A 23,554-nucleotide genomic window follows, 5' to 3' on the forward strand; every position below is an offset into this window, starting at 1 on the left:
AAGCAGCGAGGCGCCGCGCGCTGAGCGGTAGGGCCAAATAAAGAAACCCCTGCCGGCGGCTCAGGGAACCGGCAGGGGCTTCGGCTGACGCGCGCCGGCATTTGGGGGCGACGACGCGCGGGCCTTTCGCGGTCCCGTGGGGCGGGGCGCGAAACTCGAAAGGGTCAGGCCCAGTGCATCTGGACCCGGTGGGCGGCGGCCCAGTGGATGGCGCGGATGGCGTCGCAGATGGCGTCACCTGCGGCGCGGCAGCCCAGCTCCCCGCCCAGATCCGCCGTGACCGCGCCGGCGGCCAGCACCGCCGCCACCGCCGCCTCAATGGCGTCGGCCTCGTCCTCCAGCTTCAGGGAGTGGCGCAGCATCAGGGCCGCGGACAGGACCATGCCCACGGGATTGGCCAGGTCCTGCCCGGCGATGTCCGGCGCCGAGCCGTGAATGGGCTCGAACAGCCCCGGCCCCTCGGTCCCCAGCGAGGCCGACGGCAACAGGCCGATGGACCCGCCCAGCACCGAGATCTCGTCCGACAGGATGTCGCCGAACATGTTCTCGGTCAGGATCACGTCGTACTCGCGGGGCTTCCTGATCAGGTGCATGGCCATGGAGTCCACCAGGGCGTGCTCCAGGGTGATGTCGGGATACTCCTCGGCCTGGATGCGGGTGACCACCTCGCGCCACAGGCGGCTGGTCTCCATGACGTTGGCCTTGTCCACCGAGGTGACCTTGCCGCGCCGCTGGCGGGCGGTCTGGAAGGCGGCGCGAGCCACCCGCTCGATCTCCTCCACCGAATAGACGCACAGGTCCGAGGCGGTAGTGTCGGTGCGGGTCTTCTCGCCGAAATAGATGCCGCCGGTCAGCTCGCGGAACACGATCAGGTCCACGCCCTCCACGATCTCCTTCTTCAGCGGCGAGCGGTGGGCCATCACCGGCGAGACCTGCAGCGGCCGCAGGTTGGCGTACAGGCCCATGGCCTTGCGGATGGCCAGCAGGCCTTCCTCCGGCCGACGCTTGCCGCCGTCCCATTTGGGGCCGCCCACCGCGCCCAGCAGCACCGCATCGGCGGCCCTGCAGGCGTCGCGCGTCGCGTCGGGCAGGGGCTCGCCGGTGGCGTCGATGGCCGCCCCGCCGATCAGGTGTTCCTGATAGGTGAAGCGATGGCCGTAGAAGTCGCCGATGCTGTCCAGCACGGCGCACGCCACGGCCGTGACCTCGGGCCCGACCCCGTCTCCGGGCAGCACGACGATGGTATGGTCCTGAAAGGGGGGCATCACGCGGTTTCCTGTTGTCGGCGTTCAAAGGCTTCAATGTCGGGCAGTCGGGCGGTCAGCCAGCCCATGGCGTCCACCCCGTCCAGAAGGCACTGGCGGGCGAAGGACTCCACCCGGAAGGGCGTCGGCTCGGCGTTGCCCCGGCGGATGGTTTCGGCCTCCAGGTCGATGGTCACCGGCTGGTCCGGATGGGCGGCCAGATCGTCCCACACCGCCTGGCTGACCACGACGGGCAGCAGCCCGTTCTTCAGGGCGTTGGAGGTGAAGATGTCGGCGATGGAGGTGGAGACCACCGCCCGGAAGCCATAGTCCAGCAGGGCCCAGGGCGCGTGCTCGCGCGACGAGCCGCAGGCGAAATTGTCCCCCGCGATCAGGATGCGGTGCTCGGTGGGATCGATGCGGTTCAGCACCGCCTCGGGCTTGACCGATCCATCGGCCTCATAGCGCCAGTCGTGGAAGGCGTGCGCGCCCAGCCCCTCGCGGGTGGTGGTGGTCAGGAACCGGCCGGGGATGATCTGGTCCGTGTCGATGTTGGACTGGCTGAACACCACCGTACCCGAGGTCAGCGTCTTCAGAGGCTCAGGCATGAACAGTCTCCTCGGCGGACATGAACACCCTTGGGTCGGTCAGCACGCCCATGACGGCGCTGGCCGCGGCCGTGGCCGGGCTGGCCAGGATGGTGCGCGCGCCCGGGCCCTGGCGGCCCTCGAAATTGCGGTTGGAGGTGGACACCGCCAGCTGGCCCGGCCCCACCATGTCGCCGTTCATGGCCAGACACATGGAGCAGCCGGGGATGCGCCATTCGGCCCCCGCCTCGGTGAACACCGTGTGCAGGCCTTCGGCCTCGGCGTCGCGGCGCACGGCCTCGGAGCCGGGCACCACCAGCACCCGCACCCCCGGCTTGACCCGGCGGCCCTTCAGGATGGCGGCGGCCGCGCGCAGGTCTGGCAGACGTCCATTGGTGCAGCTGCCGATGAAGACCACGTCCACCGGATAGTCAGTCGTCGCCCGGCCCGCCTCGAAGCCCATATAGGCCAGGGCCTTGCGGTCATTTTCCGATCTCGGCTCGGGCGGCGCCGCACCGATGGCGACGCCCGCGTCCGGCGTGGTGCCCCAGGTGGCCATGGGCCGGATGGCGTCGCCGTCCAGCCGGACCTCCTTGTCGAACACCGCACCGGGGTCCGACGCCAGGCTCAGCCAGTCCGTCGCGGCCCGTTCGAACGCCTCACCCTGCGGCGCATGACGGCGGCCGCGCAGCCAGTCGACGGTGACCTGATCCGGAGCGATCATGCCCGCCCGGCGCCCGCCTCGATGGACATGTTGCACAGGGTCATGCGCCCTTCCATGTCCAGGGCGCGGATCACCTCGCCCGCATATTCGATGACGTAGCCTGTGCCCCCGCCGAACCCCAGGGCGGCGATCACCGCCAGGGCCACGTCCTTGCCCGACACCCCCGGCGCCAGGGTTCCATCCACCGTCACGCGCAGAGTCTTCGCCTTGCGCTGCAGCAGGCACTGGGTGGCCAGCACATGGCCCACTTCGGAGGTGCCGATGCCGAAGGCCAGCGCCCCGAAGGCGCCGTGGGTGGCGGTGTGGCTGTCGCCGCAGACCACGGTCATGCCCGGCTGGGTCAGGCCCAGTTCGGGCCCCATCACATGCACCACGCCGCGCTGATCCGAGTCCCATCCGGCCAGCGACACCCCGTGCCGGGCGCAGTTGCGCTCCAGCGTCTCCACCTGCGCCTTGCTGGCGGGGGTGTAGTAGGGCCGCTCCCCGTCCGGGCCCGCCGGCAGGGTCGGGGTGGAGTGGTCGAGGGTGGCGAAGGTGCGGTCCGGGCGACGCACCGTCAGGCCCCTCCGCTCGATCTCCGCGAAAGCCTGCGGGCTGGTCACCTCGTGCACCAGGTGGAGGTCCACATACAGGACGGCGGGCGTCTCCGCCGTCTCGGCCGAGACCACGTGTCGGTCCCAGACCTTTTCGTAGAGGGTGCGGGGCTCAGACATCACACACCCCGCTCATCCCCGCGAAAGCGGGGACCCAGTGCTTTGGGTGATGATCCGTCACGGCGCACCCACGACCCGTTTGGCCAGAAACGCCGGCGCCATGCTGGACAGAACTGGGTCCCCGCTTTCGCGGGGATGAGCGGAAAGGAGGACTATGCATAGGCCGCCTCCCGCGCCGTCGCACCCTCGTAGACCGGCTCCAGCCAGCCGTGGCGGTCCGGCGTGTCGCCGGTGAACAGGCCCCGGAAGGCGGCGTTCAGCGCCTTGGTCACCGGCCCCGGCCCGTTCGCGCGGGTGGCGATCCCGTCCACCGAGCGCACCGGGGTGATCTCCGCCGCCGTGCCGGTCATGAAGATCTCGTCGGCCAGGTACAGCATCTCGCGCGGCAGGCTCTGCTCCACCACCTCGACGCCCTGATCACGGGCCAGTTGCAGGACCGTGTCGCGGGTGATGCCCATCAGGATCGAGGACGCCGCCGAGGGCGTCAGGATGCGCCCCTCCCGCACGATGAACAGGTTCTCGCCCGCCCCCTCGGACAGACGGCCGTCCACGCCCAGGCCGATGCCCTCGCCGAAGCCGCCCACCCGCGCCTCGCGCCCGATCAGATAGGACGACAGATAGTTGCCTCCCGCCTTGGCCCCGGTCGGGACGGTGTTGGGCGCAGCGCGCTGCCAGGACGAGACACAGGCGTCCATGCCCTTCTCCAGCGCCTCGTCGCCCAGATAGGCGCCCCACGGAAAGGCGGCGATGGTCACGTCCACCTGCGGCTTGGCCGGGGTCACCCCCATGCCGCACTCGCCCAGAAAGGCGATGGGCCGCAGATAGGCGCCCTTCAGGCCGTTGGCCCGCACGATGGCCTTGCAGGCGTCCAGCACCTCGTCCTCGGTGAAAGGCAGGGCGAAGTGATAGATGCGCGCGCTGTCGAACAGGCGGCGCACATGGTCGGTCAGGCGGAAGCCCTGCGGCCCGTCCGGGGTGTCATAGACGCGGATGCCCTCGAACACCGAGGTGCCGTAGTGCAGGGCGTGGCTCATGACGTGGACCTTGGCCTCGGCCCAGGGCGTCATCTCGCCGTTCATCCAGATGTAGTCAGCCAGCGGCGGCATAGGCGGGTCTTTCCTGTCGGTCGGCGGCGGCGGCGATGATGGCCGTCAGCTCCGTGTCGTTGATCTCGCCGATCTCGTCGGCGCGGCGCTTGAAGCCGGCGAATACCTCGGCCAGCACGCCCCCGGTCAGGTCGTGGCCCAGCACGGCGGCGCGCTTGGCCACCGCGTGGCGGCCCGAGTGCTTGCCCAGCACGAAGAAGCTGCCCTCGAAGCCCACGTCCTCGGGGCGCATGATCTCGTAGGTGCGCGCGTCGGCCATCATGCCGTGCTGGTGGATGCCGGCTTCGTGGGCGAAGGCGTTGATGCCGACGATGGCCTTGTTGCGCACCACCGGGCTCTCGGTGATCTCGCACAGCAGGCGGCTGGTCCGCACCAGATGGCGGCAGTCCACGCCAGTGGTCACGTCATAGCGGTCCGCCCGGGTGCGCAGGGCCATGATGACCTCTTCCAGCGAGGCGTTGCCCGCCCGTTCGCCGATGCCGTTGATGGCGCCTTCAACCTGCCGCGCCCCGGCCTCCACCGCCGCCAGGGAGTTGGCCACGGCCAGCCCCAGGTCGTCGTGACAGTGGGCCGAGAACACCGCGTGCGGATGCTTCGGACGGATGCGGGCGATCAGGTCCGCATAGCGCGCCCGCACCTCGTCCGGCGTGGCGTAGCCCACCGTGTCGGGCACGTTCAGGGTCTGGGCCCCGGCGTCCGCGGCGGCCTCCATCACCTCGGCCAGAAACGCCGGCTCGGTGCGGAAGGCGTCCTCGGCGGAGAACTCCACGTCGTCGAACAGGGTCCGGGCGTAGGCCACCGAACGGACGGCGGCGGCCAGCACCTCGTCGGTGCTCATGCGCAGCTTGGCCGAGCGGTGGATGGGGCTCGTCCCCAGGAAGATGTGGCAGCGGCGGTGCGTCTTCGGCGCCGGCGACAGGGCGCGGTGCGCCGCGTCGATGTCTTTCTCACTGGACCGGGACAGCGAGCAGAACACCGGCCCCTCCACCTCTCCGGCCACGCGCCGCATGGCTTCCTCGTCGCCGGGCGAGGCGGCGGCGAAGCCGGACTCGATCACGTCCACGCCCAGATCGCGCAGGGCCTCGGCCATGCGCAGCTTGGCCGCTGTGGACATGGAGAATCCCGGCGCCTGCTCCCCGTCCCGCATGGTGGTGTCGAAGACGATGACGCGGTTGGGGTCCGACGCCGCCAGCTCCGCGGTGCGGGATACGGGTCTTGATACGTCGGCCATCACGCGGCCTCCGACTGCATGACGACGGCGTCGATGCGGCTGACGCCGATCAGCCGGTCGATCTGGCGGCGCAGGACCTCGGCGCAGCGGCTGTCGTCGCGCCCCCGCACGGTGATGGCCGCGCGGCGCATGACGCCCTCGTCGGTCAGGCTCAGCCCGTCGATATGAAAGCCCCGGCGCTCCACCAGTCCGATGAGACGCTGCAGCGAGCCGTCGGCCCGGTCGATCTGGATGTGTATGGTGTCGCTCATCAGGCGCCCTCCATCATTTCTGCGTTTGACTTGCCCGGCGGCACCAGCGGCCAGACGTTTTCCCTGGGATCGATCACGACGTGCGCGAGGCAGGGGCCGGGCGCGTCCAGCAGCCGCTGGATTCCGGCGGAGACCTCCTCGCGCCGGCTAATTCGGAAGGCCTCGACGCCGAAGGCCTGGGCCACCGCCACGAAGTCCGGATTGTCCGACAGGTCGACCTCGGAATAGTTCTCGTTGAAGAACAGCGACTGCCACTGGCGCACCAGGCCCAGCGAGGCGTTGTCCAGCAGCACGATCTTCAGGTTGATCCCGTAGCGGCGCAGGGTCGCCAGCTCCTGGATGTTCATCATGAAGCCGCCGTCCCCGGCGATGGTCACCACCTGGGCGTCCGGCCGCGCCAGCTTGGCGCCCAATCCGGCGGGCAGGCCAAAGCCCATGGCGCCCAGACCGCCCGACGTCAGATGCGCCTCGGGGCGCGAGAAGCGGCAATGCTGGGCCGCCCACATCTGGTGCTGGCCCACGTCGCAGGCGGCGACGAAGTCGTCCCCGGCGCGCTCGGACAGCTCCTTCAGCAGGGCCGGCGCATAGACCCCGTCGCCCGGCGCGTCATAGCGGGCGGCGTGGCGCTGGGCCCGGGCCATGCAGCGCATGATCCACGGATCGATGGCCAGCGGTCCCGGATCCGTGGCCGCCAGGCTCGCCTTCAGATCGCCGACCACCGCAACCGTCGCCTCCCGCAGCTTGGAGATTTCCGCCGGGTCGATGTCGTAGTGGACGATGCGGGCGTGGGGCGCGAACTCGGCCAGCTTGCCCGTGGCCCGGTCGTCGAACCGGGCGCCCAGAACCACCAGCAGGTCGGCTTCCTGCACCGCCTCGTTGGCGGCGCGCGTGCCGTGCATGCCGATCATGCCCAGGAAGCCGTGCGCGCCCGTGGGGATCGTGCCCAGGGCGTTCAGGGTCGCCACCGCCGGGATGCCGGTGCGACCGAAGAAGGCGCGCAGTTCATCCACCGCCCCGGCGATCTTGACGCCGCCGCCCACGTACAGGACCGGACGCTCGGCGGCGCGGATAGCGGCCTCGGCCTCGCGGATCGCGGCATGGTCCGCCGCCTCCACCGGGTCGTTGAAGATCGGCGCGGCGAAGGGCTGGGCGACCTCGGCGAACTGGATGTCCTTGGGCAGGTCGATCAGGACCGGACCGGGCCGGCCTTCCTTCGCCACCCGGAACGCCTCGGCCACCACCGAGGGGATGTCGGCGGCGTCTCGCACGATCCAGCTGTGCTTCACGATGGGCAGGGTGCAGCCCAGGATGTCGATCTCCTGGAAGGAATCCGTGCCCATCAGGCCGGTGGCCACATTGCCGGTGATGCAGACCATGGGCACCGAATCCATCATGGCGTTGGCGATGCCGGTGATCAGATTGGTGGCGCCGGGGCCCGAGGTGGCCATGCACACCCCCACCTTGCCCGACGAGCGGGCATAGGCGTCGGCGGCGAAGGCGGCGCCCTGCTCGTGACGCACCAGGATGTGGCGCAGGGACGAGCCGGTCAGGGCGTCATAGACCGGCATGATCGCCCCGCCCGGATAGCCGAACAACACATCCACGCCCATCGCCTCCAGGCTGGAGACGAGCAGGCGCGCGCCCGTCTGGGGGGCTGTGGCGGCGTCGGGCTGTTTCAGGGCGGCGGCGGTCATGGTGATGCTTTCAGCGATCCTCTGGCTTCAGGCCGCTTCGGACTTGGCGGCGTGCAGCCAGGCCATGCGTTCGCGCAGGCGGGCGCCGGTCTGTTCGATGGGGTGCTCGTAGTCAGCCTTCAGCCAGGCCTCGTACTGGCCCTTTCCGGCCTCGTTCTCGGCGATCCACTGGCGGGCGAACTGGCCCGACTGGATGTCCTCCAGGATCTCCTTCATGCGCGCGCGGGTCTCGTCGTTGATCACCCGCGGGCCCGAGGCGACCGCGCCGTATTTGGCGGTCTCACTGATGAACTCGTGCATCTTGGTGACGCCGCCCTCGTAGAACAGGTCCACGATCAGCTTCAGCTCGTGCAGGCATTCGAAATAGGCGATCTCGGGCTGGTACCCGGCCTCGACCAGGGTGTTGAACCCGGACATGACCAGCTCCTTGGCGCCGCCGCACAGCACGGCCTGTTCGCCGAACAGGTCGGTCTCGGTCTCCTCGCGGAAGCTGGTCTCCAGCAGGCCGCCGGTGGCGCCGCCGATGCCCTTGGCGTAGCCCATGGCCCGGTCCCGGGCCTTGCCCGTGGCGTCCCGCTCGATGGCGAACAGGCTGGGCACGCCGCGGCCGCGCGCATATTCGCGGCGGACCAGATCGCCGGGGCCCTTGGGCGCCACCAGGATCACGTCCATGTCCTCGCGCGGGGTGACCCGGTCGTAGATGATCGAGAAGCCGTGGGCGAACAGGATGGCCGCGCCGGGCTTGGCGTTCGGCTCGATGATGTCTCGGTAGACCTCGCCCTGGATCATGTCCGGGGTCAGGATGGCGATGATGTCGGCGCCCTTGACCGCCTCGGCCGGCTCGGCGGTCGGCACCCCGTCCGCGGCCGCGTTCTTCCAGCCCTTGCCGCCCTCGCGGACGCCGACTATCACGTCGTGACCGGAGTCCTTCAGGTTCTGCGCATGGGCGCGACCCTGGCTGCCATAGCCGATGATGGCGATGCGCTGGCCGGCGATGGCGCCGGGCCGAATGTCTTCGTTGGTGTAGATGGTGATGGGCATCAGGCGTCCTCGTGAGCGGTCTGGGTGCTGGCGGCGCGAGGCCGGCCCTGGAAGGAATCGGCGGTGCGCGCCGGCGGCGGATTGGGAATGGTGACCGCGCCCTGCGAGGCGGAGGCCGCCAGAACGGCGTATTTGGCGAAGACCCCTGTCGGCGCCTCGCGGTCGGACGTCGTCGGCGCGCGCGCGCCCAGGTCGGCGTCCACATCGATGCGGCGGTTGGTGACGTCGATGGTGACCCGGTCGCCGTCGCGGACCCGCGCGATGGGTCCGCCCACGGCGGCTTCCGGCGACACGTGCCCGGCCACGAAGCCGTAGGACGCGCCCGAGAACCGGCCGTCGGTGATCAGGGCCACGTTCTCGATCTTGCGGCCCTTCAGGGCGGCGGTGACCTGCAGCATCTCGCGCATGCCCGGGCCGCCGCGCGGTCCCTCGTGGCGGATGATGATCACGTCGCCCTCGCCCGCCGCGCCGGACTGGACCGCCTCAAAGGCGTCCTCCTCGCGATCAAAGACCTTGGCCGGTCCCTCGAAGCGATCGACCTTGTGGCCGGTCAGCTTGATGACCGCGCCCTCGGGGGCCAGGTCGCCGTAGATGACCGCATAGCTGCCGCGCGCCATGACCGGGCGGTCGAAGTCGGTGATGACCTTCTGGCCCGGGGCTTCCTCGGCCTCGGCGGCCTCCTCGAACAGCGAGCGGCCTGAGACGGTGGGCGCATCGGCGATCTTGCCCGCCCAGGCCAGCCGCTGGGCCACCAGACGGGTGCCGCCGGCCACGAACAGGTGGTGTGCCAGGAACTGCCCGCCCGGCTTCAGGTCGCAGATGACCGGGGTGGTCTCGCAGGCGAAGTGGCAGTCCTCGACCCCGAACGGCACGCCCGCCTCCGCCGCGATGGCGGTCAGGTGCAGCACCGCGTTGGTCGAGCCGCCCGAGGCCGACACCGCCACCGCCGCGTTCATCAGTGACCGGGGGGTGATGAACGCGCGGGCGCTGATCCCCTTGACGGTCAGCTCCACCGCCAGACGGCCGCAGCGCTCGCCCTGCTCGCCCTTGTCGGGATGAACCGCCGGCACATCATTGGCGCCCATGGGCGACAGGCCCATGACGCTCAGGGCCATGGCCATGGTGTTGGCGGTGAACTGGCCGCCACAGGCTCCGGCGCCGGGACAGGCCGCCACCTCGACCGCCTTCAGCCCGGCGTCATCCAGCGCACCGGCGCCGTGGGCGCCGATGGCCTCGAAGATCTCCTGGACCGAGATTTCCTTCTGGCCGATCCGGCCCGGCATGATGGTGCCGCCGTAATAGACCAGGCCGGGGATATCCATCCGCGCCAGGGCCATGGCTGCGGCCGGGATGGTCTTGTCGCAGCCGACGATGCAGACGACCCCGTCCAGCTGATGGCCCTGCACCGCCAGCTCGATGGAGTCGGCGATCACCTCGCGGCTGATCAGGGACGCCTTCATGCCCGGCGTGCCCATGCTGATGCCGTCGGTGACGACGATGGTGTTGAAGTCCACCGGCCAGCCGCCCGCCTCGCGGATGCCCCGGCGCACATCGTCGGCCAGCCGGTCCAGATGCATGTTGCAGGGCGTCACCGACGACCACGTGTTGACCACCGCGATCATCGGCCGCTCGAAATCGGCGTCGTCCATGCCTGCGGCCCGCAGATAGCTGCGCGCCGCCGCCCGGTTCGGGCCGCGCGTCACCGCCGCGCTACGGCGGTTGGGCGGGGACGAAGGTGAGGAAGAATTTTGCGTCATCGGTTCCGGCTGATCCGGACCGCCCAAACACGAAAAACCCCGCTTCCGGTGGAAGCGGGGCTGTGCGAGCGGTCCTGAGGTTTGAGTTCAGGTCGCGTGCAGCCCCGCACTTCCAAGAAGCACGAGCACCAGTACGGTAATCAGGATAAGGGTTTTCAGGCCGTCGACAGCCACATGCGGACGCACGGCGGCGATGGCCGTCCGGGTCTGTCCAGTGATGGGCGCGCGGTTGTTCACGTCGTCAGCCTTGGTCTGCGATGACGGCAAGAGACATCAATTCCCTGTGCGGTGCAACAGGGCAAAGGCACAATTTTCCAATTAGCGAGCTTCAACCACCGTCTGTGGCATTTTTTCACCGCAGCCTTGAGGCGGGGCGTCAGGCCGGTATCAGAGCCACTCGCGTCAGCCGATCATCCGCCGTCATGAACAGGCTCGCCCCTCCCGGGCCGAAGGCGCAGTTGGCAGTCGCCCGTCCCGTGTCGATGACGCCCAGCAGTTCCCCCTCAGGCGTCAGCACCAGCACGCCGCCCGGGCCGGTGGTGAAAATGCGCCCCCGGGCGTCCACCTTCAGCCCGTCCGGCAGGCCCGGCGCATCCGGCCCCATCAGCGGCGCGGCGTCGAAGAGCACGCGCGAGGCACGCGCCCCGCCGGCCTCGTCAAGCTCATAGGCCATCACCACGGGCCCCTCGGGATCGGACACGGCCACATAGAGCGTGCCGTGATCCGGCGACAGCGCGACGCCGTTGGGAAAGGTCAGGGCGTCGTCGACCAGCGTCACCGCGCCGTGCGGCGCCATCCGATAGAGGCCGTTGTGCGCGAGTTCCTTGACGGGGGACTCATTCATCCCCTCCAGCCCATAGGGCGGGTCGGTGAAATAGACCGCGCCGGACCGGTGGATCACCAGATCGTTGGGACTGTTGAAGCGCCGCCCCTCGAACCGGTCCACGACGATGGTCTTCTCGCGCGTGGCCAGATCGACCCGCGACAGGGACCGGTTGCCATGATCGCACATCAGCAGCGTCCCGGCCGGCTCGATGACCAGACCGTTTGCGCCCGGTTCGCGCAGGTGCGAACCATCCTCGCCGTCGAAGCCGGAGGGCCGCATGAACTCCGACAACCCGCCCGTCTCCGACCAGCGCCAGATCACGTTCTGCGGCACGTCGGTGAACAGCAGATAGCCGCCCGCCTCCACCCAGACCGGCCCCTCGGCCCAGTCGAACCCCTCGGCCAGCACCTCCACCCGGGCGCCGGGCGCGATGATGGAATCCATCTCCGGCGACAGGCGATGCACGCCGCCCACGCTCTGGCGTTCCATGCTGGTCATCCGACCGCCTCCACATCCCATGATGCCCAAGGCGGCGGCCCCCGCCCCGCCCGCGAGAACGCCGCGCCGCCCGATCCTCGCGAGACCATCTCGCTGGCCGGTCATATTGCCACCGGCCGGCGCTCGCGCGCGGCCTGATACATGCCGTCGATGATGCGCATATCCCGCAGGCCTTCCTCGCCCGGCACAATGGGCTCGGCGCCGGTGAGCACGCACTGCGACAGGTGATCCAGCTGGCCGGAGAACTGGTTCAGGGGCAGGATCGGCGGCTCATGCTCGCGGGTGCGCCCCTCCAGATGGACGCGCATCCGGTGGCCGCCGTAACCCGTGGCCGGCTCCATATCCAGCCAGCCCGCCGCCCCCACGGCCCGCGACCGCCCGTGGTGGGAGCTGTAGGACGACACGCCGTCGGCCACGGCGCCGGACGGAAAGCGCAGCTGGAACAGCAGGGTGTCCTCCACCGCGCGGAAACGGGGGTCCGACCGATCGGTCTGTTCGAAAGCGGCGACCTCCACCGGCTCCTCGCCGCTCAGATAGCGGGCCGACTGCAGGCTGTAGATGCCGATGTCCATCATCGAGCCGCCGCCCGACAGGGCAGGGTCCAGCCGCCACTGGTTCGGATCGCCGATATTGAACCCGTGCTGTGACGTCACCAGCCGCAGCGGCCCGAGTTCGCCCGCGGCCGTCATGCGCATGGCCTCTCGGTTGTGGCTCTCGAACCACGAGCGATAACCGATCATCAGCTTCACGTTCGCCGCGTCGCAGGCCGCGATCATCTCGGCGGCCTCGCCGGCGTTCATGGCCATGGGCTTTTCGCACAGCACGTGCTTGCCCGCCGCCGCCGCCCGCAGGGTGTACTCATGATGCAGCGCCACCGGCAGGATCACATAGACGATGTCCACATCCGGATTGTCGCGAATGCGATCGAAGTTCGCATAGTCGTAGATGTTGCGCTCGGGCACGCCATATTCAGCCGCGATGCGCCGCGCCTTGGCCGGATCGCCGCTGACCAGCGCCGTCAGCCGCGAATGCCGGCACTCGGCGAAGCGCGGCATGATGATGTTGGCGTATCCGCCCAGACCCACGATGGCGTAGCCCAGCTTGCGGGGCTCCTGACCGAGCGCACGGCCGCCCGCTATCAGACTGCCGGTCAGGGCCCCCGCCCCCGCGAGGACGGATCGACGGTTCGTGGGCAGGCTCATGGGCGTCTCCTCAAGTGTGGCAGGTCAGGCCGCATCAGCCTGGGCGTCATAGTCGGGCGACGTCACGGCGGTCATGGCCTCCACCAGGGCGCCGATCTGCAGGGGCTTGGCCACACAACGATCCATGCCCGCGCCCAGATACTCCGCCACCTGATGTGTCATGACATTGGCGGTCAGGGCGATGATGGGCGTGCGCGCACGGCCCGTCATCGCCTCGGCCGCCCGGATGGCGCGCGCGGCGCCGGGGCCGTCCATGCGGGGCATCTGCACGTCCATCAGGATCAGATCCCAGGGTTCTCGCCCCCACGCCTCCACCGCCTCCAGCCCGTCATCCACCACGGTCAGGTCCACCCCCAGTTGGTGCAGCAGGGTCTTGAGCACCAGCTGGTTGACGGTGTTGTCCTCGGCCGCCAACACCTTCAGCCCTCGCTCGGCGGTCAGAGGGGCGGGCGCGGGCGCCTCGCCGGCCGTCGTCACGGCCTCGCCGCGCGGCAAGGTCAGGCGCACGGTGAACACCGTTCCTTTGCTTTCCGCGCTCGACACCACGATCCCGCCGCCCATCAGCTCCGCCAGTTGGCGCGTGATGGCCAGGCCCAGCCCCGTGCCGCCATAGCGCCGGGTGGTGGAGGCGTCGGCCTGGACGAATTTGTCGAACAGACCCTTCAGGCACGGTTCTGGAATGCCGATGCCGGTGTCCGTCACCGTCAGGGTCAAGGCGTCGCCATCACACGCTGCGGCCACCCGCACCTCGCCCTGTTCGGTGAACTTCAGGGCGTTGGAGATCAGATTGTACAGGATCTGGCGCACCCGCGTCGGATCACCCCGCCAGACCCCCAGGGCCTCGGGCGCCACCGTCAGATCAAACGACAGGCCCTTTTTGTTGGCCAGGGCGGTGAAGGTGGACCGGGCGCCCAGCAATAGCGCCTCCAGATCGAAGTCGGTCTCCTCAAGCTCCAGCTTGCCCGCCTCGATCTTGGACAGGTCGAGGATGTCGTTGAGGATGGCCAGCAGGCACTCTCCAGATTGTCGGATGACGCTCAGCCGCTCGGCTTGAATCGGCGACAGTTCGTCATGCGCCATGGCCTGGGTCATCCCCAGCACCCCGTTCAGGGGCGTCCTGATCTCGTGGCTCATGGTGGCCAGGAAGGCGGACTTGGCCTCGTTGGCGGCCTCGGCGTCCCTCTTGGCGTCGCGCAGATCCGCGGCCAGATCCTGAAGCTCGCGCGCCCGGCGGGCTACGACGGTGACATCCTCGGCCGTGATGATCCAGCCGCCCGAGGCAATGGGCAGGGCCTCGTCCCGGGTGACGCGCCCGCCGAACCCCTGACGCTCGATGACGAAGGGCTCGGCGCTGCGCAGCCGGCCCAGCGCCGTCTCCACGTCCTCGGCCCGCCATTCGCCCAGTTCGGCCAGAGCCTTCAGGCACGGCTCCACCGGCGCGCCCGGCCGTCTCAGAGCTTCCGGCGCAGCCGATCCGGCCCAGAAGCGCTCGTTGGAGGCCACGATGTTGAGATCAGAATCCACCACCAGCAAACCGCTGGCCACCGCATCCAGCAGCGGCTGCCCCAGCCGCCGCACCAACTTCCGGTCCGCCGGTCTTGAAGGCGGCGGCGCGGCCCCCTTGGGCGGTGACGGCGGGATCAGCATGGGCGCCTCGGCCCGCGCCCGGTCGGTGGTCAGCTTGCGGGCCGCCCCGATCAGCACCGCGCCCGGATTGACCACGGCCCACACCGGCAGGCGCGCCACCACCCCGCTCAACCGGCCCTTGGCCTCGAAACGCTCGCGGAACCGGCTGGCGGCGATCTGGTCCTGCATCTCCACCATGGCGCGGCCGGTCAGGAACACGCCCTGATTGGCGCCGAGCGCCAGCGCCGACGCCCCCGCGAAATCCCCCAGCACCGCCAGATACCGGTCCAGCGCCTCGCGGCAGTGGGGATCGGCGCCCGTGCGCGCGTACAGCGCCACCTCCAGCGGATCCAGCGGCTCGTCAGGCCGCGCGCCGGGCGCCCGCGCCAGCGCCTCATGCACATTGGCCAGTCCAGGCCAGGAGATCAGCCGTTCGTAGGACACCCGTCCGAACACCGCGCCCAGCCGGGCCAGCAATTCGAACTCCTCCGCATTGTCCGGGGCGAAGGCCAGGTGGCCCGCCTCGGTATCGATCACCCGGCAGCCGTCCGGCCCGATCTCCACGGCCGAGACACCCAGGCCGAAATCGGCGCTGACCACCGCATAGCGTCCTTCAGCCAGTCCTCCCACCGGCGCGTCCGCCGCTCCGATGGCCAGGGTGTCCCCGGCCTCCAGCCACTGCAGCGACAAGGCCGCCGCCGCCGCGTCATTGATCAGCGACAGGGTCTCGAAACCGAAGGTCTCGCAAAGCTCGTGGCGTGTGAAGGACCAGCCCGACTGGGTCACGGTGATCCGCTCGTCGTTGACCGGGGCCGCGACGGCCAGGCCGAGGCGGGACGGCAGCGGACGGCCCAGGCCCAGCGCATAAGCGCTCATCAGGCTACAGAGGCTGTCGCCCAGCCGGACCGGAACCTCCCGATACTGGGACAGGCGCGGGCGATCGCCGGTCGCCTCCATCAAGGCGAACCGACAGGCTTCCGGGCCAACGAAGGCCAGCAGGGCGTGATTGTCCAAGGCGCTCTCCCCAGTGCCTTTTCAGCAATGAGAGCGCTAACAAGGTTAAGGAAAAGATTTCAGCGTTCGGCGAATTCCTCAGCGTCCGGATTTTCGCTCAGCAATCGCCATCGATGCAGTTCTGGAACAGAACGGCCAGCCGCTCGCACAGTTTGGCGGTGTCTTCTTCCGACAGGCCATAACCGCCGGCCATGTCGCGGCTCAGCGCCATGCCCATCAGGACCCCCAGCACCATCCGCGAGCGGACTTCCACGTCCTCGCCGCCCAGCCATTTGATGAACGGCGCATAGAATCGCTCGTGCGTTGACTGGCGAATGATCTCCGCCGCCTTCTGCGACCCCATGGAGCGCAGCATGATGAGCAGGCCGTCCAGCTTGCAGTCATCCATCTCGGACGGATCATAGACCAGCTCATAAGCCAGCTCGCGGCCGAAGTCGGTGCGGTCGCCCTCGAACCAGTCCTTCGCATCGCCGCAACTGCGCAGCACCTCGGCGAACAGGTCCTCCTTGGAGCCGAAATAGCGGGACACCAGGGCCGCATCGACACCGGCCTCACGGCCGATGTCGCGCATGCCCACCTCGTCGTATCCCTTATGGGAGAACAGTTCGCGGGCGGATTCCAGAATCCGCACCCGCGTGTTCGCGGCGTTTCTGGGTCTTGCGGAACAGTCGGTCAGAACCAATCTCCAGTCAGTCGGAACAAGCGTCACAGTTTTTGAAGTCAACGACTGTTGACAAACATAGGCCATCGCGAGCAGTAAGTCATCAGACGTTGACTCGCGGCGATCTCCCCATCGCATACGTGGTCCGTCCCGACAGGAGAAGACCCCATGCGACCGTACCGCGTGATCGCCGCGAGCGCTTTTGCGTTGCTCGTCCTTTCCGGCTGTGGAGACCCCGCCGAGGGTCAGGCCCCGCCGCCGCCGCCCCCGTTTCCGTGGCCACCCCCCTGGCGCGCCAGGTCACCGACTGGGACGAGTTCGTCGGCCGTTTCGAGGCCGTTCAGACCGTGGACGTGCGCGCCCGGGTGGGCGGCTACATCCAGGCCGTCCACTTCCGCGACGGGCAGATGGTCCAGCGCGGCCAACTTCTGTTCACCCTCGACCCCCGCCCGGCCCAGGCCGCCCTGGCCTCCGCCCGCGCTTCGGTGGCGCAGGCCGAGGCCCAGTTGAACCTGGCCCGCGCCGAATTCGCCCGCGCCGAGGGACTGCTGGAGGCCCAGGCCGTGTCCCAGGCCGAGTTCGACAGCGCCCGCGCCGCGGTCAGCCAGGCCGAAGCCGCCCTGGCCGGCGCCCAGGCCAATGCCCGCGCGCGCCAACTGGATCTGGAATTCACCCGCGTCACCGCCCCGTCGTCCGGCCGTGTGTCGGACCGCCGTGTGGACGTGGGTAATCTGGTGGCCGGGGGGTCGTCGGCCGCCGACGTCCTCACCACCATCGTGTCCGGCGGCCCGATCCACTTCACTTTCGAAGGTTCCGAAGCCCTGCTGCTGAAGTACCAGCGCGACGCCCGCTCCGGCGGCGGCGCCCCGGTGCGCATCCGCTTGCAGGACGAGGGCGACTATCGCTGGTCCGGCACGCTGGACTTCACCGACAACGCCATCGACGCCTCCTCCGGCACCATCCGCCTGCGCGCGGTGGTGAACAACGCCGACGGCTTCCTGACGCCCGGCATGTTCGGCCACGCCCGCGTCGCCGGCTCGGAGGCCTATCAGGCCCTGCTGGTGCCCGAGACCGCCATCGTCACCGACGGCCCGCGCCGCCTGGTCTATGTGGTCGGCGCCGACGGCGTGGTGGCGGGCAAGCCCGTTCAGCTGGGTCCGACGGTGGACGGACTGCGGGTCGTGCGCGCTGGCCTGGCGCCCGACGACCGGGTCATCGTCAACGGCCTGCAACGGGCCCAGCCCGGCCAGCCGGTGACGCCCCAGAACACCGAAATCACCATCGAGCCGCGTGAAGAGTCGCAGCCGGTGACCACCGCCCAGGCGGCGTCCACCGCGACCATCGCCGACTGATCGGGACAGGCTCCACGCCATGAATTTCTCACGCTTCTTCATCGACCGGCCGATCTTCGCGATCGTCATCTCGGTGGTCATCACCCTGATCGGCGCCTTCGCCTACCCGCTGCTGCCGCTGTCGCAGTATCCGGAGATCGCGCCGCCCACCATCGCGATCCAGGCCGCCTATCCCGGCGCCTCGGCCGAGACCCTGGCCGAGACCGTCGCCGCGCCCATCGAGCAGGAGGTGAACGGCGTCGAGAACATGCTCTACATGTCCTCCTCGTCCACCTCCGACGGGGTGGTGGCGGTGACCGTCACCTTCCAGCCGGGCACGGATCTGGATGCGGCCCAGGTGCTGGTCCAGAACCGGGTCGCCCTGGCCGAACCGCGCCTGCCGGAACAAGTGCGCCAGATCGGCGTGACAGTGAACAAGCAGGCCACCGACTTCCTGCTGCTGGTCGCCCTGACCTCGCCGGACGAGAGCCTCGACGTCGACTACATGGGCAACTACGCCAACTCGACGCTGCGTGACCGCATGCTGCGCATTGAGGGCGTGGGCCAGGTCCAGATCTTCGGCGGCGGCAACTACGCCATGCGCATCTGGATCGACCCGGCCAAGGCCGCGGCGCGCAACCTGACGGCGCCCGAGATCATCAACGCCCTGCGCGGCCAGAACACCCAGGCCGCAGCCGGCGCCATCGGCCAGCCGCCCTATACGGACAACGCCTCCGCCTTCCAGCTGCCCGTGCAGGTGCAAAGCCGGCTGTCGGATCCCGAACAGTTCGCCGATGTGGTCATCAAGACCGACGCCGAGGGCCGTGTCACCCGCGTCCGCGATGTGGCGCGGGTCGAGCTGGGCTCCCAGGACTACGGCATCCGGGGCTATTTCTCCGGCGAGCGCGGCGTGGGCATGGCCATCGTCCAGCAACCGGGCGCCAACGCCCTGAACACCGCCCACGCGGTCCTCGAGGAGATCGAGGCCCTGTCCGGCGACTTCCCGCCCGGCATGACCTATTCCATTCCCTACAACCCGACCGAATACGTCGAGCACTCGGTCGAGGCGGTGCAGCACACCCTGATCGAGGCCATCTTCCTGGTCATGATCGTGGTGCTGGTTTTCCTGCAGACCTGGCGCGCGGCGATCATCCCGATCATCGCCATTCCCGTGGCCCTGGTCGGCACCTTCGCCATCCAGCTGGCGCTGGGCTTCTCGATCAATTCCCTGTCCCTGTTCGCCCTGGTGCTGGCTGTGGGCATCGTGGTCGATGACGCCATCATCGTGGTGGAGAACGTGGAGCGCTATATCCGCGAAGGCCTGACCCCGCGCGAGGCCGCCTACAAGTCCATGCGCGAGGTGTCCGGCGCCTGATCGCCATCAGCCTGGTGCTGGTCGCGGTGTTCGTGCCGACGGCTTTCGTGTCGGGCATCCCGGGCATCTTCTATCGCCAGTTCGCCGTCACCATCGCCGGCGCCACCATGATTTCCCTGCTGGTTTCGCTGACCCTGTCGCCGGCCCTGGCCGCCCTGCTGCTGAAGCCGCACAAGCCTCACGACGCGACGCCCGCAAACGCGGCCCCATCGGGACCGGGTTCCACTACCTCGGCATGGCGGGCGCCAAATTCAATCAGGGATTCGACTGGCTGTCGGACCGCTACGGCCGCCTGACCGCACGGCTCGTGCGCACCGTCTCCATCGTGCTGATCATCTATGTGGGTCTGCTGGCCCTGACCGGGTGGCGGCTGATGGACACGCCCACCGGCTTCATCCCCGAGCAGGATCAGGGCTTCCTCATTGGCGTGGTGCAACTGCCGCCCGGCGCCTCGCTGGACCGCACCGAGGCCGCCATGACCCGCGCCGTGGAGATCGTCCGCGCGACCGAGGGCGTCGTCGATGTGGCCGCCTTCGCAGGTCTGGACGGCACCAGCTTCTCGGCGGGCTCGAACTCCGCGACCATGTTCATCCGTCTGGCTGATCACGGCGAACGTTCGGCGCCCGAGCTCACGGCCTCGGCCTTGGCCGGGCAGCTCAGCATGGCCGCCGGCGCCATCGAGGAAGCGCAGATCTTCATGATCGCACCGCCCGCGGTGCAGGGTCTCGGCAACGGCAACGGCTTCGTCATGATGGTTCAGGACCGTTCCGGCGCCGGCTATGAGGCTCTGCAAGGCGCCACCTACGCCATGATGGGCGCCGCCGCCCAGACGCCGGATCAGGTGCAGCAGGTGTTCAGCCTGTACAACACCGGCACGCCGCGCATTCAGGCCGACGTGGACCGCGACCGCGCCCTGATGATGGGGGTCCAGCCCGCCGATGTGTACGACACCCTCGGCATCTATCTGGGCTCGTCCTACATCAATGACTTCAACTATCTGGGCCGCACCTTCCGCGTCACCGCCCAGGCCGAGCCCGCCTACCGCGACGACATCTCCGACATCGCCAACCTTCAGACCCGCTCATCCTCGGGCGCCATGGTTCCGATCGGTTCGGTAGCGACGCTGAGCAACGACTCCGGCCCGGCGCGTGTGGTCCGCTACAACATGTTCCCGGCCTCCGAGCTTCAGGGACAGGCCGCCCCGGGCGTCTCGTCCGGACAGGCGCTGGCCACGATGGAGGCCATGGCCGCCCAGGCTCTGCCGGACGGGTTCAGCTATGAATGGACCGGCCTGGCCTATCAGGAGCAGCAGTCGGGCTCATCCTCGACCATGATCTTCCTGATGGCGGTGGTGTTCGTGTTCCTGGTGCTGGCCGCCCAGTACGAGGCCTTCACCCTGCCGCTGGCGGTCATCCTGATCGTGCCCATGTGCATCCTGGCGGCCCTGATCGGGGTCAATCTGAACGGGATGGACAACAACATCCTGACCCAGGTGGGCCTGGTGGTTCTGATCGCGCTGGCGGCCAAGAACGCCATCCTGATCGTGGAGTTCGCCAAACAGGCCGAGGAGAACGACGGGCTGAACCGCTGGGACGCCGCGGTCCGCGCCGCGCGCACCCGTCTGCGGCCGATCCTGATGACGTCCTTCGCCTTCATCTTCGGCGTGCTGCCCCTCGCCATCGCCACGGGTCCGGGCGCGGAGATGCGTCAGGCCCTGGGCGTGGCGGTGGTGTTCGGCATGGTCGGGGTGACCCTGTTCGGCCTGATCTTCACGCCGGTGTTCTACGTCATCTCCCGCTGGATTTCGGGCAAGCTGCCCAGGGCCCCCGAGAAGGACCGCGACCTGCCCACCACCTACGGCGCGCCGCCCCACGACCCCTATGATCCTGACGCGCCGGCGCCTGCCGCCGGCCGGACCGGAGACCACTGATGACCCCCCGCCTGTCCACTTCCGCCCGTTTCCTCTCCGCCGCCTGCGCAACGGCTCTCCTGTCGGCGTGCGCGGTGGGGCCAGGGGCGCCCGAGGCCACCCTCCCCCCCCCCTGCCTCGGCGCCTTCATCGGCCAGGGGCTGACCACGCAGGTCAGCCCCGCCCAGGCCCGCAGCGACTGGTGGCGTCTGTACGATGATCCCGTGCTGGACGGCCTGGTGCTCCAGGCCCTGGCCGAGAACAACGAACTGGAAGCCGCCGCTGCCAACCTGCGTCTGGTGCGCGCGTCGCTGAGCGAGGCGCGTTCCGCCCGCCTGCCGTCCACCAGCGTGGGCGCGTCAGGCCAGTACGGCCGCCAGTCCGCCTACGCCGTCGATCCGGCGGCGACCGGACCGCTGGACGAGGGCGAGACCTATGACGTGGGTCTGGACGTGGCCTATGAGATCGACCTGTTCGGACGGGTGTCCTCGGCCATTCGCGCCGCCCGCGCCGACGCCGACGCGGCCCAGGCCGCGCTGGAGGTGGTTCAGGTCACTGTGGCGGCTGAAACGGCGCGCGCCTACGCCGACGCCTGTTCCGCCAACGCCCGGATCGCGGTCACCGAGCGCACCATCGGGCTGCAGCAGGAAACCGCCGACCTCACCCAGCGCCTGCTGGATCTGGGCCGGGGCACCGGGCTGGACACCGCCCGCGCGGACTCGGCGCTGCAGTCCACCCGCGCCACCCTGCCGCCCCTGAGGGCCCAGCGCGACGCCGCCCTGTTCCGCCTGTCCACCCTCACCGGGGTCACCCCGGCCGAGGCCAGCCAGGCCGCGCGCGACTGCGCCCGTCCGCCCCAGCTGACCCAGCCCGTCCCCATCGGCGACGGGGCGGCCCTGCTGGCCCGCCGGCCGGACGTGCGCCGGGCGGAACGCGAGCTGGCCGGCGCCGCCGCACGGGTGAACGTGGCCGTCGCCTCCCTCTATCCGACCATCCAGCTCGGCGGGTCTCTGGGCGCGACCGCGTTGGATGCGTCCGACCTCGGCGACGATACGGCCTTCCGCTTCAATGTCGGACCTTTGATCAGCTGGTCCTTCCCCAACATCGCCGCCATCCGCGCGCGCATTGCCCAGGCCGAGGCCGGGACCGACATCGCCCTGGCCAATTTCGACCAGACGGTGCTGGTGGCGCTGCAGGAGACCGAGACGGCCCTGTCGGCCTACGCCAACGAACTGGACCGTCGCGCGGCCCTGACCACGGCCCGGAACCGCGCGGCGGACGCCGAGCGGCTGTCGCGGCTGCGTTTCGACGCCGGCGCCGACAGCTTCCTGACCCTGCTGGACGCCCAGCGGACCCTGGCCCAGGCCGACGCCGCCCTGGCCGCGTCAGAGGCTCAGGTCAGCAATAACCAGATCACCCTGTTCAAGGCTCTGGCGGGCGGATGGGGTGTTGCGGAGTAGTCCTCAGCAGCGGTGACGTCGTCGCCGCAGATTGATCCAGTGGGCGGCGCTCAGCAGAAGGGCGCCGGCCACGGTGATCGGCGTCTCCATGGCATGGCTGGGCCACTCGGCCGCGCCCAGAACCAGCGCCGTCAGCCCCAGCGCCGCCAGCGACAAGGGCAAAGGCCGCAGGGCCCCGCGCGGCGGCCAGGCCAGGGTCCAGATGGACAGCGGCGCCGCCACGGCCACGAAGGCCCAGTGCGCCCAGGCCGCTTCCGTGGCCAGGCCGAGCATGGGGAGGAACGCCGCCGCCACCGGCAGGGCCAGGCAATGGGCGAGGCAGGCCATGGACAGGCCGATGGCGGCCATGTCGCCCCAGGATCGGACGACGGCGCGGGGGGCTGCGGCGGGGGCGTTCATGCGGAATCCTTCGATGACCCCGCTCATATGTTATTCTATAACACCAGCGCAAGATGCGCCCATGAAAAACGCCGCCCGGCGAACCGGACGGCGTTTTGGTTTCGACGGACGTCTGTAGCGTCAGAAGCCGGCGGTCAGGCTGAGGACGACGCGGCTGTCGAAGATGTCCCCCCAGTTGTGCTCGTCGGTGTCGTGGTAGCGCAGGTCCACGCCGAACACATCGTTGAAGGCGTACCCCACGCCCAGATTCCAGCTCAGATAGTCGGCGCCGGAATCCACCCACTGCTGGCCCACCGCACCCGACACGCTCCACTGCGGCGCGGGTTCGACGGCGAAGTTGGCCTCCAGATAGGTGGCGTCATCCTCGGCGCCGAAGAAGTCCGGCGAATAGGCCAGCTTCAGGCCGTATGTCGCCGCCCCAATGGCGCGCGACACCGCCGCGGACGCTTCGGTGAAGTCATAGTCCGAGCCGTCCGGATCCCCCAGGTACATGTAGTGGGTGATGCCGAAGTCCCAGTCGAAGCCGCCGACCGACGGCGCGACACCCAGATAGATGTCCCACTCGGCGTCGGTGTCGTCGCCGAAATCGACCGTCGAGGCCCAGGTCCCCGCATAGAAGATCCCGGACTCGTAATCCACACCGCCCTGGATGGCGAAATCCTCGTCGGACTGGCTGACGCCCCGCCAGACATAGTCCGAGGTGGCGGTGAGGTTGAAGCTGAAATCCTGGGCCGAGGCAGCGCCGGCCAGGGCGAGAACGGCGGCGGAGCAGACAGACGCGATCACTGTTTTCATTGGATATCCCCTCTTTGAGTTCGTTGGTTGAAAGCCTCTGAGCCTTCAGATCACCCCCGGGCGGTAGGGAGAGCGGGACCCCCTCGATCCCGCTCTCCCGTCCCCCTCCG

The 23,554-nt window shown here is 69.3% G+C and carries 17 protein-coding genes and 2 pseudogenes; 3 read left to right on the forward strand and 16 right to left on the reverse strand.

The window, feature by feature from the left end; translation table 11 throughout:
• Positions 1 to 164 precede the first annotated feature (164 nt).
• The 14 genes and pseudogenes from leuB to MBEBAB_RS00070 form a co-directional block, all read right to left on the reverse strand.
• Positions 165 to 1,265, reverse strand: coding sequence for a 3-isopropylmalate dehydrogenase (gene leuB, locus MBEBAB_RS00005; protein WP_021695847.1), 1,101 nt, complete (start codon positions 1,263 to 1,265; stop codon positions 165 to 167).
• A complete protein-coding gene (leuD, locus tag MBEBAB_RS00010; protein ID WP_021695848.1) occupies positions 1,265 to 1,852 on the reverse strand; it encodes a 3-isopropylmalate dehydratase small subunit in 588 nt (195 codons plus the stop codon). The genes leuB and leuD overlap by 1 nt, the downstream gene beginning before the upstream one ends.
• Positions 1,845 to 3,268, reverse strand: a pseudogene (leuC, locus tag MBEBAB_RS00015) (3-isopropylmalate dehydratase large subunit). The gene leuD and the pseudogene leuC overlap by 8 nt, the downstream one beginning before the upstream one ends.
• 152 nt (positions 3,269 to 3,420) lie before the next feature.
• On the reverse strand, positions 3,421 to 4,374 hold the full coding sequence (locus MBEBAB_RS00020; RefSeq protein ID WP_021695850.1) for a branched-chain amino acid transaminase: 954 nt from the start codon (positions 4,372 to 4,374) through the stop codon (positions 3,421 to 3,423).
• Positions 4,358 to 5,605 carry a 2-isopropylmalate synthase gene (locus tag MBEBAB_RS00025; protein ID WP_021695851.1) on the reverse strand — a complete coding sequence of 416 codons (1,248 nt, stop codon included), beginning with the start codon at positions 5,603 to 5,605 and terminating at the stop codon, positions 4,358 to 4,360. The genes MBEBAB_RS00020 and MBEBAB_RS00025 overlap by 17 nt, the downstream gene beginning before the upstream one ends.
• Positions 5,605 to 5,856 carry an ACT domain-containing protein gene (locus MBEBAB_RS00030; RefSeq protein ID WP_021695852.1) on the reverse strand — a complete coding sequence of 84 codons (252 nt, stop codon included), beginning with the start codon at positions 5,854 to 5,856 and terminating at the stop codon, positions 5,605 to 5,607. The genes MBEBAB_RS00025 and MBEBAB_RS00030 overlap by 1 nt, the downstream gene beginning before the upstream one ends.
• Entirely contained in the window at positions 5,856 to 7,550 is a 1,695-nt protein-coding gene (gene ilvG / locus MBEBAB_RS00035; protein WP_021695853.1) for an acetolactate synthase 2 catalytic subunit, read from the reverse strand. Before ilvG ends, MBEBAB_RS00030 begins: the two co-directional genes overlap by 1 nt.
• A gap of 27 nt (positions 7,551 to 7,577) precedes the next feature.
• Positions 7,578 to 8,585 (reverse strand): ketol-acid reductoisomerase, encoded by a 1,008-nt coding sequence (ilvC, locus tag MBEBAB_RS00040; RefSeq protein WP_442778329.1) that lies wholly within the window; start codon positions 8,583 to 8,585, stop codon positions 7,578 to 7,580.
• A gap of 5 nt (positions 8,586 to 8,590) precedes the next feature.
• On the reverse strand, positions 8,591 to 10,348 hold the full coding sequence (ilvD, locus tag MBEBAB_RS00045) for a dihydroxy-acid dehydratase (RefSeq protein ID WP_021695855.1): 1,758 nt from the start codon (positions 10,346 to 10,348) through the stop codon (positions 8,591 to 8,593).
• A gap of 87 nt (positions 10,349 to 10,435) precedes the next feature.
• Complete coding sequence (locus MBEBAB_RS16375; protein ID WP_158332105.1) at positions 10,436 to 10,585, reverse strand: hypothetical protein; 150 nt, start codon at positions 10,583 to 10,585, stop codon at positions 10,436 to 10,438.
• Between the two features lie 139 nt (positions 10,586 to 10,724).
• Positions 10,725 to 11,672, reverse strand: coding sequence for an SMP-30/gluconolactonase/LRE family protein (locus MBEBAB_RS00055; RefSeq protein ID WP_052516682.1), 948 nt, complete (start codon positions 11,670 to 11,672; stop codon positions 10,725 to 10,727).
• 101 nt (positions 11,673 to 11,773) lie between these two features.
• Complete coding sequence (locus MBEBAB_RS00060) at positions 11,774 to 12,874, reverse strand: Gfo/Idh/MocA family protein (protein ID WP_021695858.1); 1,101 nt, start codon at positions 12,872 to 12,874, stop codon at positions 11,774 to 11,776.
• 24 nt (positions 12,875 to 12,898) lie between these two features.
• Entirely contained in the window at positions 12,899 to 15,514 is a 2,616-nt protein-coding gene (locus tag MBEBAB_RS15380; RefSeq protein ID WP_021695859.1) for a glucokinase, read from the reverse strand.
• Positions 15,515 to 15,611: 97 nt separating this feature from the next.
• On the reverse strand, positions 15,612 to 16,196 hold the full coding sequence (locus tag MBEBAB_RS00070; RefSeq protein ID WP_052516683.1) for a TetR/AcrR family transcriptional regulator: 585 nt from the start codon (positions 16,194 to 16,196) through the stop codon (positions 15,612 to 15,614).
• A gap of 254 nt (positions 16,197 to 16,450) precedes the next feature.
• Between MBEBAB_RS00070 and MBEBAB_RS00075 the strand changes: the two genes are divergently transcribed.
• From MBEBAB_RS00075 to MBEBAB_RS00085, 3 genes and pseudogenes are all read left to right on the forward strand, one after another.
• On the forward strand, positions 16,451 to 17,527 hold the full coding sequence (locus MBEBAB_RS00075; RefSeq protein ID WP_021695861.1) for an efflux RND transporter periplasmic adaptor subunit: 1,077 nt from the start codon (positions 16,451 to 16,453) through the stop codon (positions 17,525 to 17,527).
• A gap of 19 nt (positions 17,528 to 17,546) precedes the next feature.
• Positions 17,547 to 20,811 (forward strand): annotated as a pseudogene (locus MBEBAB_RS18490) (efflux RND transporter permease subunit).
• Positions 20,811 to 22,250 (forward strand): efflux transporter outer membrane subunit, encoded by a 1,440-nt coding sequence (locus tag MBEBAB_RS00085; RefSeq protein WP_021695863.1) that lies wholly within the window; start codon positions 20,811 to 20,813, stop codon positions 22,248 to 22,250. Before MBEBAB_RS18490 ends, MBEBAB_RS00085 begins: the two are co-directional and overlap by 1 nt.
• Before the next feature lie 3 nt (positions 22,251 to 22,253).
• Here the strand turns inward: MBEBAB_RS00085 and MBEBAB_RS00090 are convergent, their stop codons facing one another.
• Together MBEBAB_RS00090 and MBEBAB_RS00095 are read right to left on the reverse strand one after the other, a co-directional pair.
• Positions 22,254 to 22,649, reverse strand: coding sequence for a MerC domain-containing protein (locus tag MBEBAB_RS00090; protein WP_045318591.1), 396 nt, complete (start codon positions 22,647 to 22,649; stop codon positions 22,254 to 22,256).
• A 120-nt stretch (positions 22,650 to 22,769) separates the two neighbouring features.
• On the reverse strand, positions 22,770 to 23,444 hold the full coding sequence (locus MBEBAB_RS00095; protein WP_045318581.1) for a TorF family putative porin: 675 nt from the start codon (positions 23,442 to 23,444) through the stop codon (positions 22,770 to 22,772).
• Positions 23,445 to 23,554 lie beyond the last annotated feature (110 nt).

The sequence above is a fragment of the Brevundimonas abyssalis TAR-001 genome, assembly GCF_000466985.1.
GTDB lineage: Bacteria > Pseudomonadota > Alphaproteobacteria > Caulobacterales > Caulobacteraceae > Brevundimonas > Brevundimonas abyssalis.

What these genes read in the sequence shown, in the direction of transcription:
- ilvG (WP_021695853.1), bottom strand. Translation starts at nt 7,550, where the DNA reads ATGACCGCCGCCGCCCTGAAACAGCCCGACGCCGCCACAGCCCCCCAG.
- MBEBAB_RS00025 (WP_021695851.1), bottom strand. Translation starts at nt 5,605, where the DNA reads ATGGCCGACGTATCAAGACCCGTATCCCGCACCGCGGAGCTGGCGGCG.
- MBEBAB_RS00055 (WP_052516682.1), bottom strand. Translation starts at nt 11,672, where the DNA reads ATGACCAGCATGGAACGCCAGAGCGTGGGCGGCGTGCATCGCCTGTCG.
- MBEBAB_RS00095 (WP_045318581.1), bottom strand. Translation starts at nt 23,444, where the DNA reads ATGAAAACAGTGATCGCGTCTGTCTGCTCCGCCGCCGTTCTCGCCCTG.
- MBEBAB_RS00020 (WP_021695850.1), bottom strand. Translation starts at nt 4,374, where the DNA reads ATGCCGCCGCTGGCTGACTACATCTGGATGAACGGCGAGATGACGCCC.
- MBEBAB_RS00030 (WP_021695852.1), bottom strand. Translation starts at nt 5,856, where the DNA reads ATGAGCGACACCATACACATCCAGATCGACCGGGCCGACGGCTCGCTG.
- MBEBAB_RS00085 (WP_021695863.1), top strand. Translation starts at nt 20,811, where the DNA reads ATGACCCCCCGCCTGTCCACTTCCGCCCGTTTCCTCTCCGCCGCCTGC.
- MBEBAB_RS00060 (WP_021695858.1), bottom strand. Translation starts at nt 12,874, where the DNA reads ATGAGCCTGCCCACGAACCGTCGATCCGTCCTCGCGGGGGCGGGGGCC.
- MBEBAB_RS00090 (WP_045318591.1), bottom strand. Translation starts at nt 22,649, where the DNA reads ATGAACGCCCCCGCCGCAGCCCCCCGCGCCGTCGTCCGATCCTGGGGC.
- leuB (WP_021695847.1), bottom strand. Translation starts at nt 1,265, where the DNA reads ATGCCCCCCTTTCAGGACCATACCATCGTCGTGCTGCCCGGAGACGGG.
- ilvD (WP_021695855.1), bottom strand. Translation starts at nt 10,348, where the DNA reads ATGACGCAAAATTCTTCCTCACCTTCGTCCCCGCCCAACCGCCGTAGC.
- leuD (WP_021695848.1), bottom strand. Translation starts at nt 1,852, where the DNA reads ATGCCTGAGCCTCTGAAGACGCTGACCTCGGGTACGGTGGTGTTCAGC.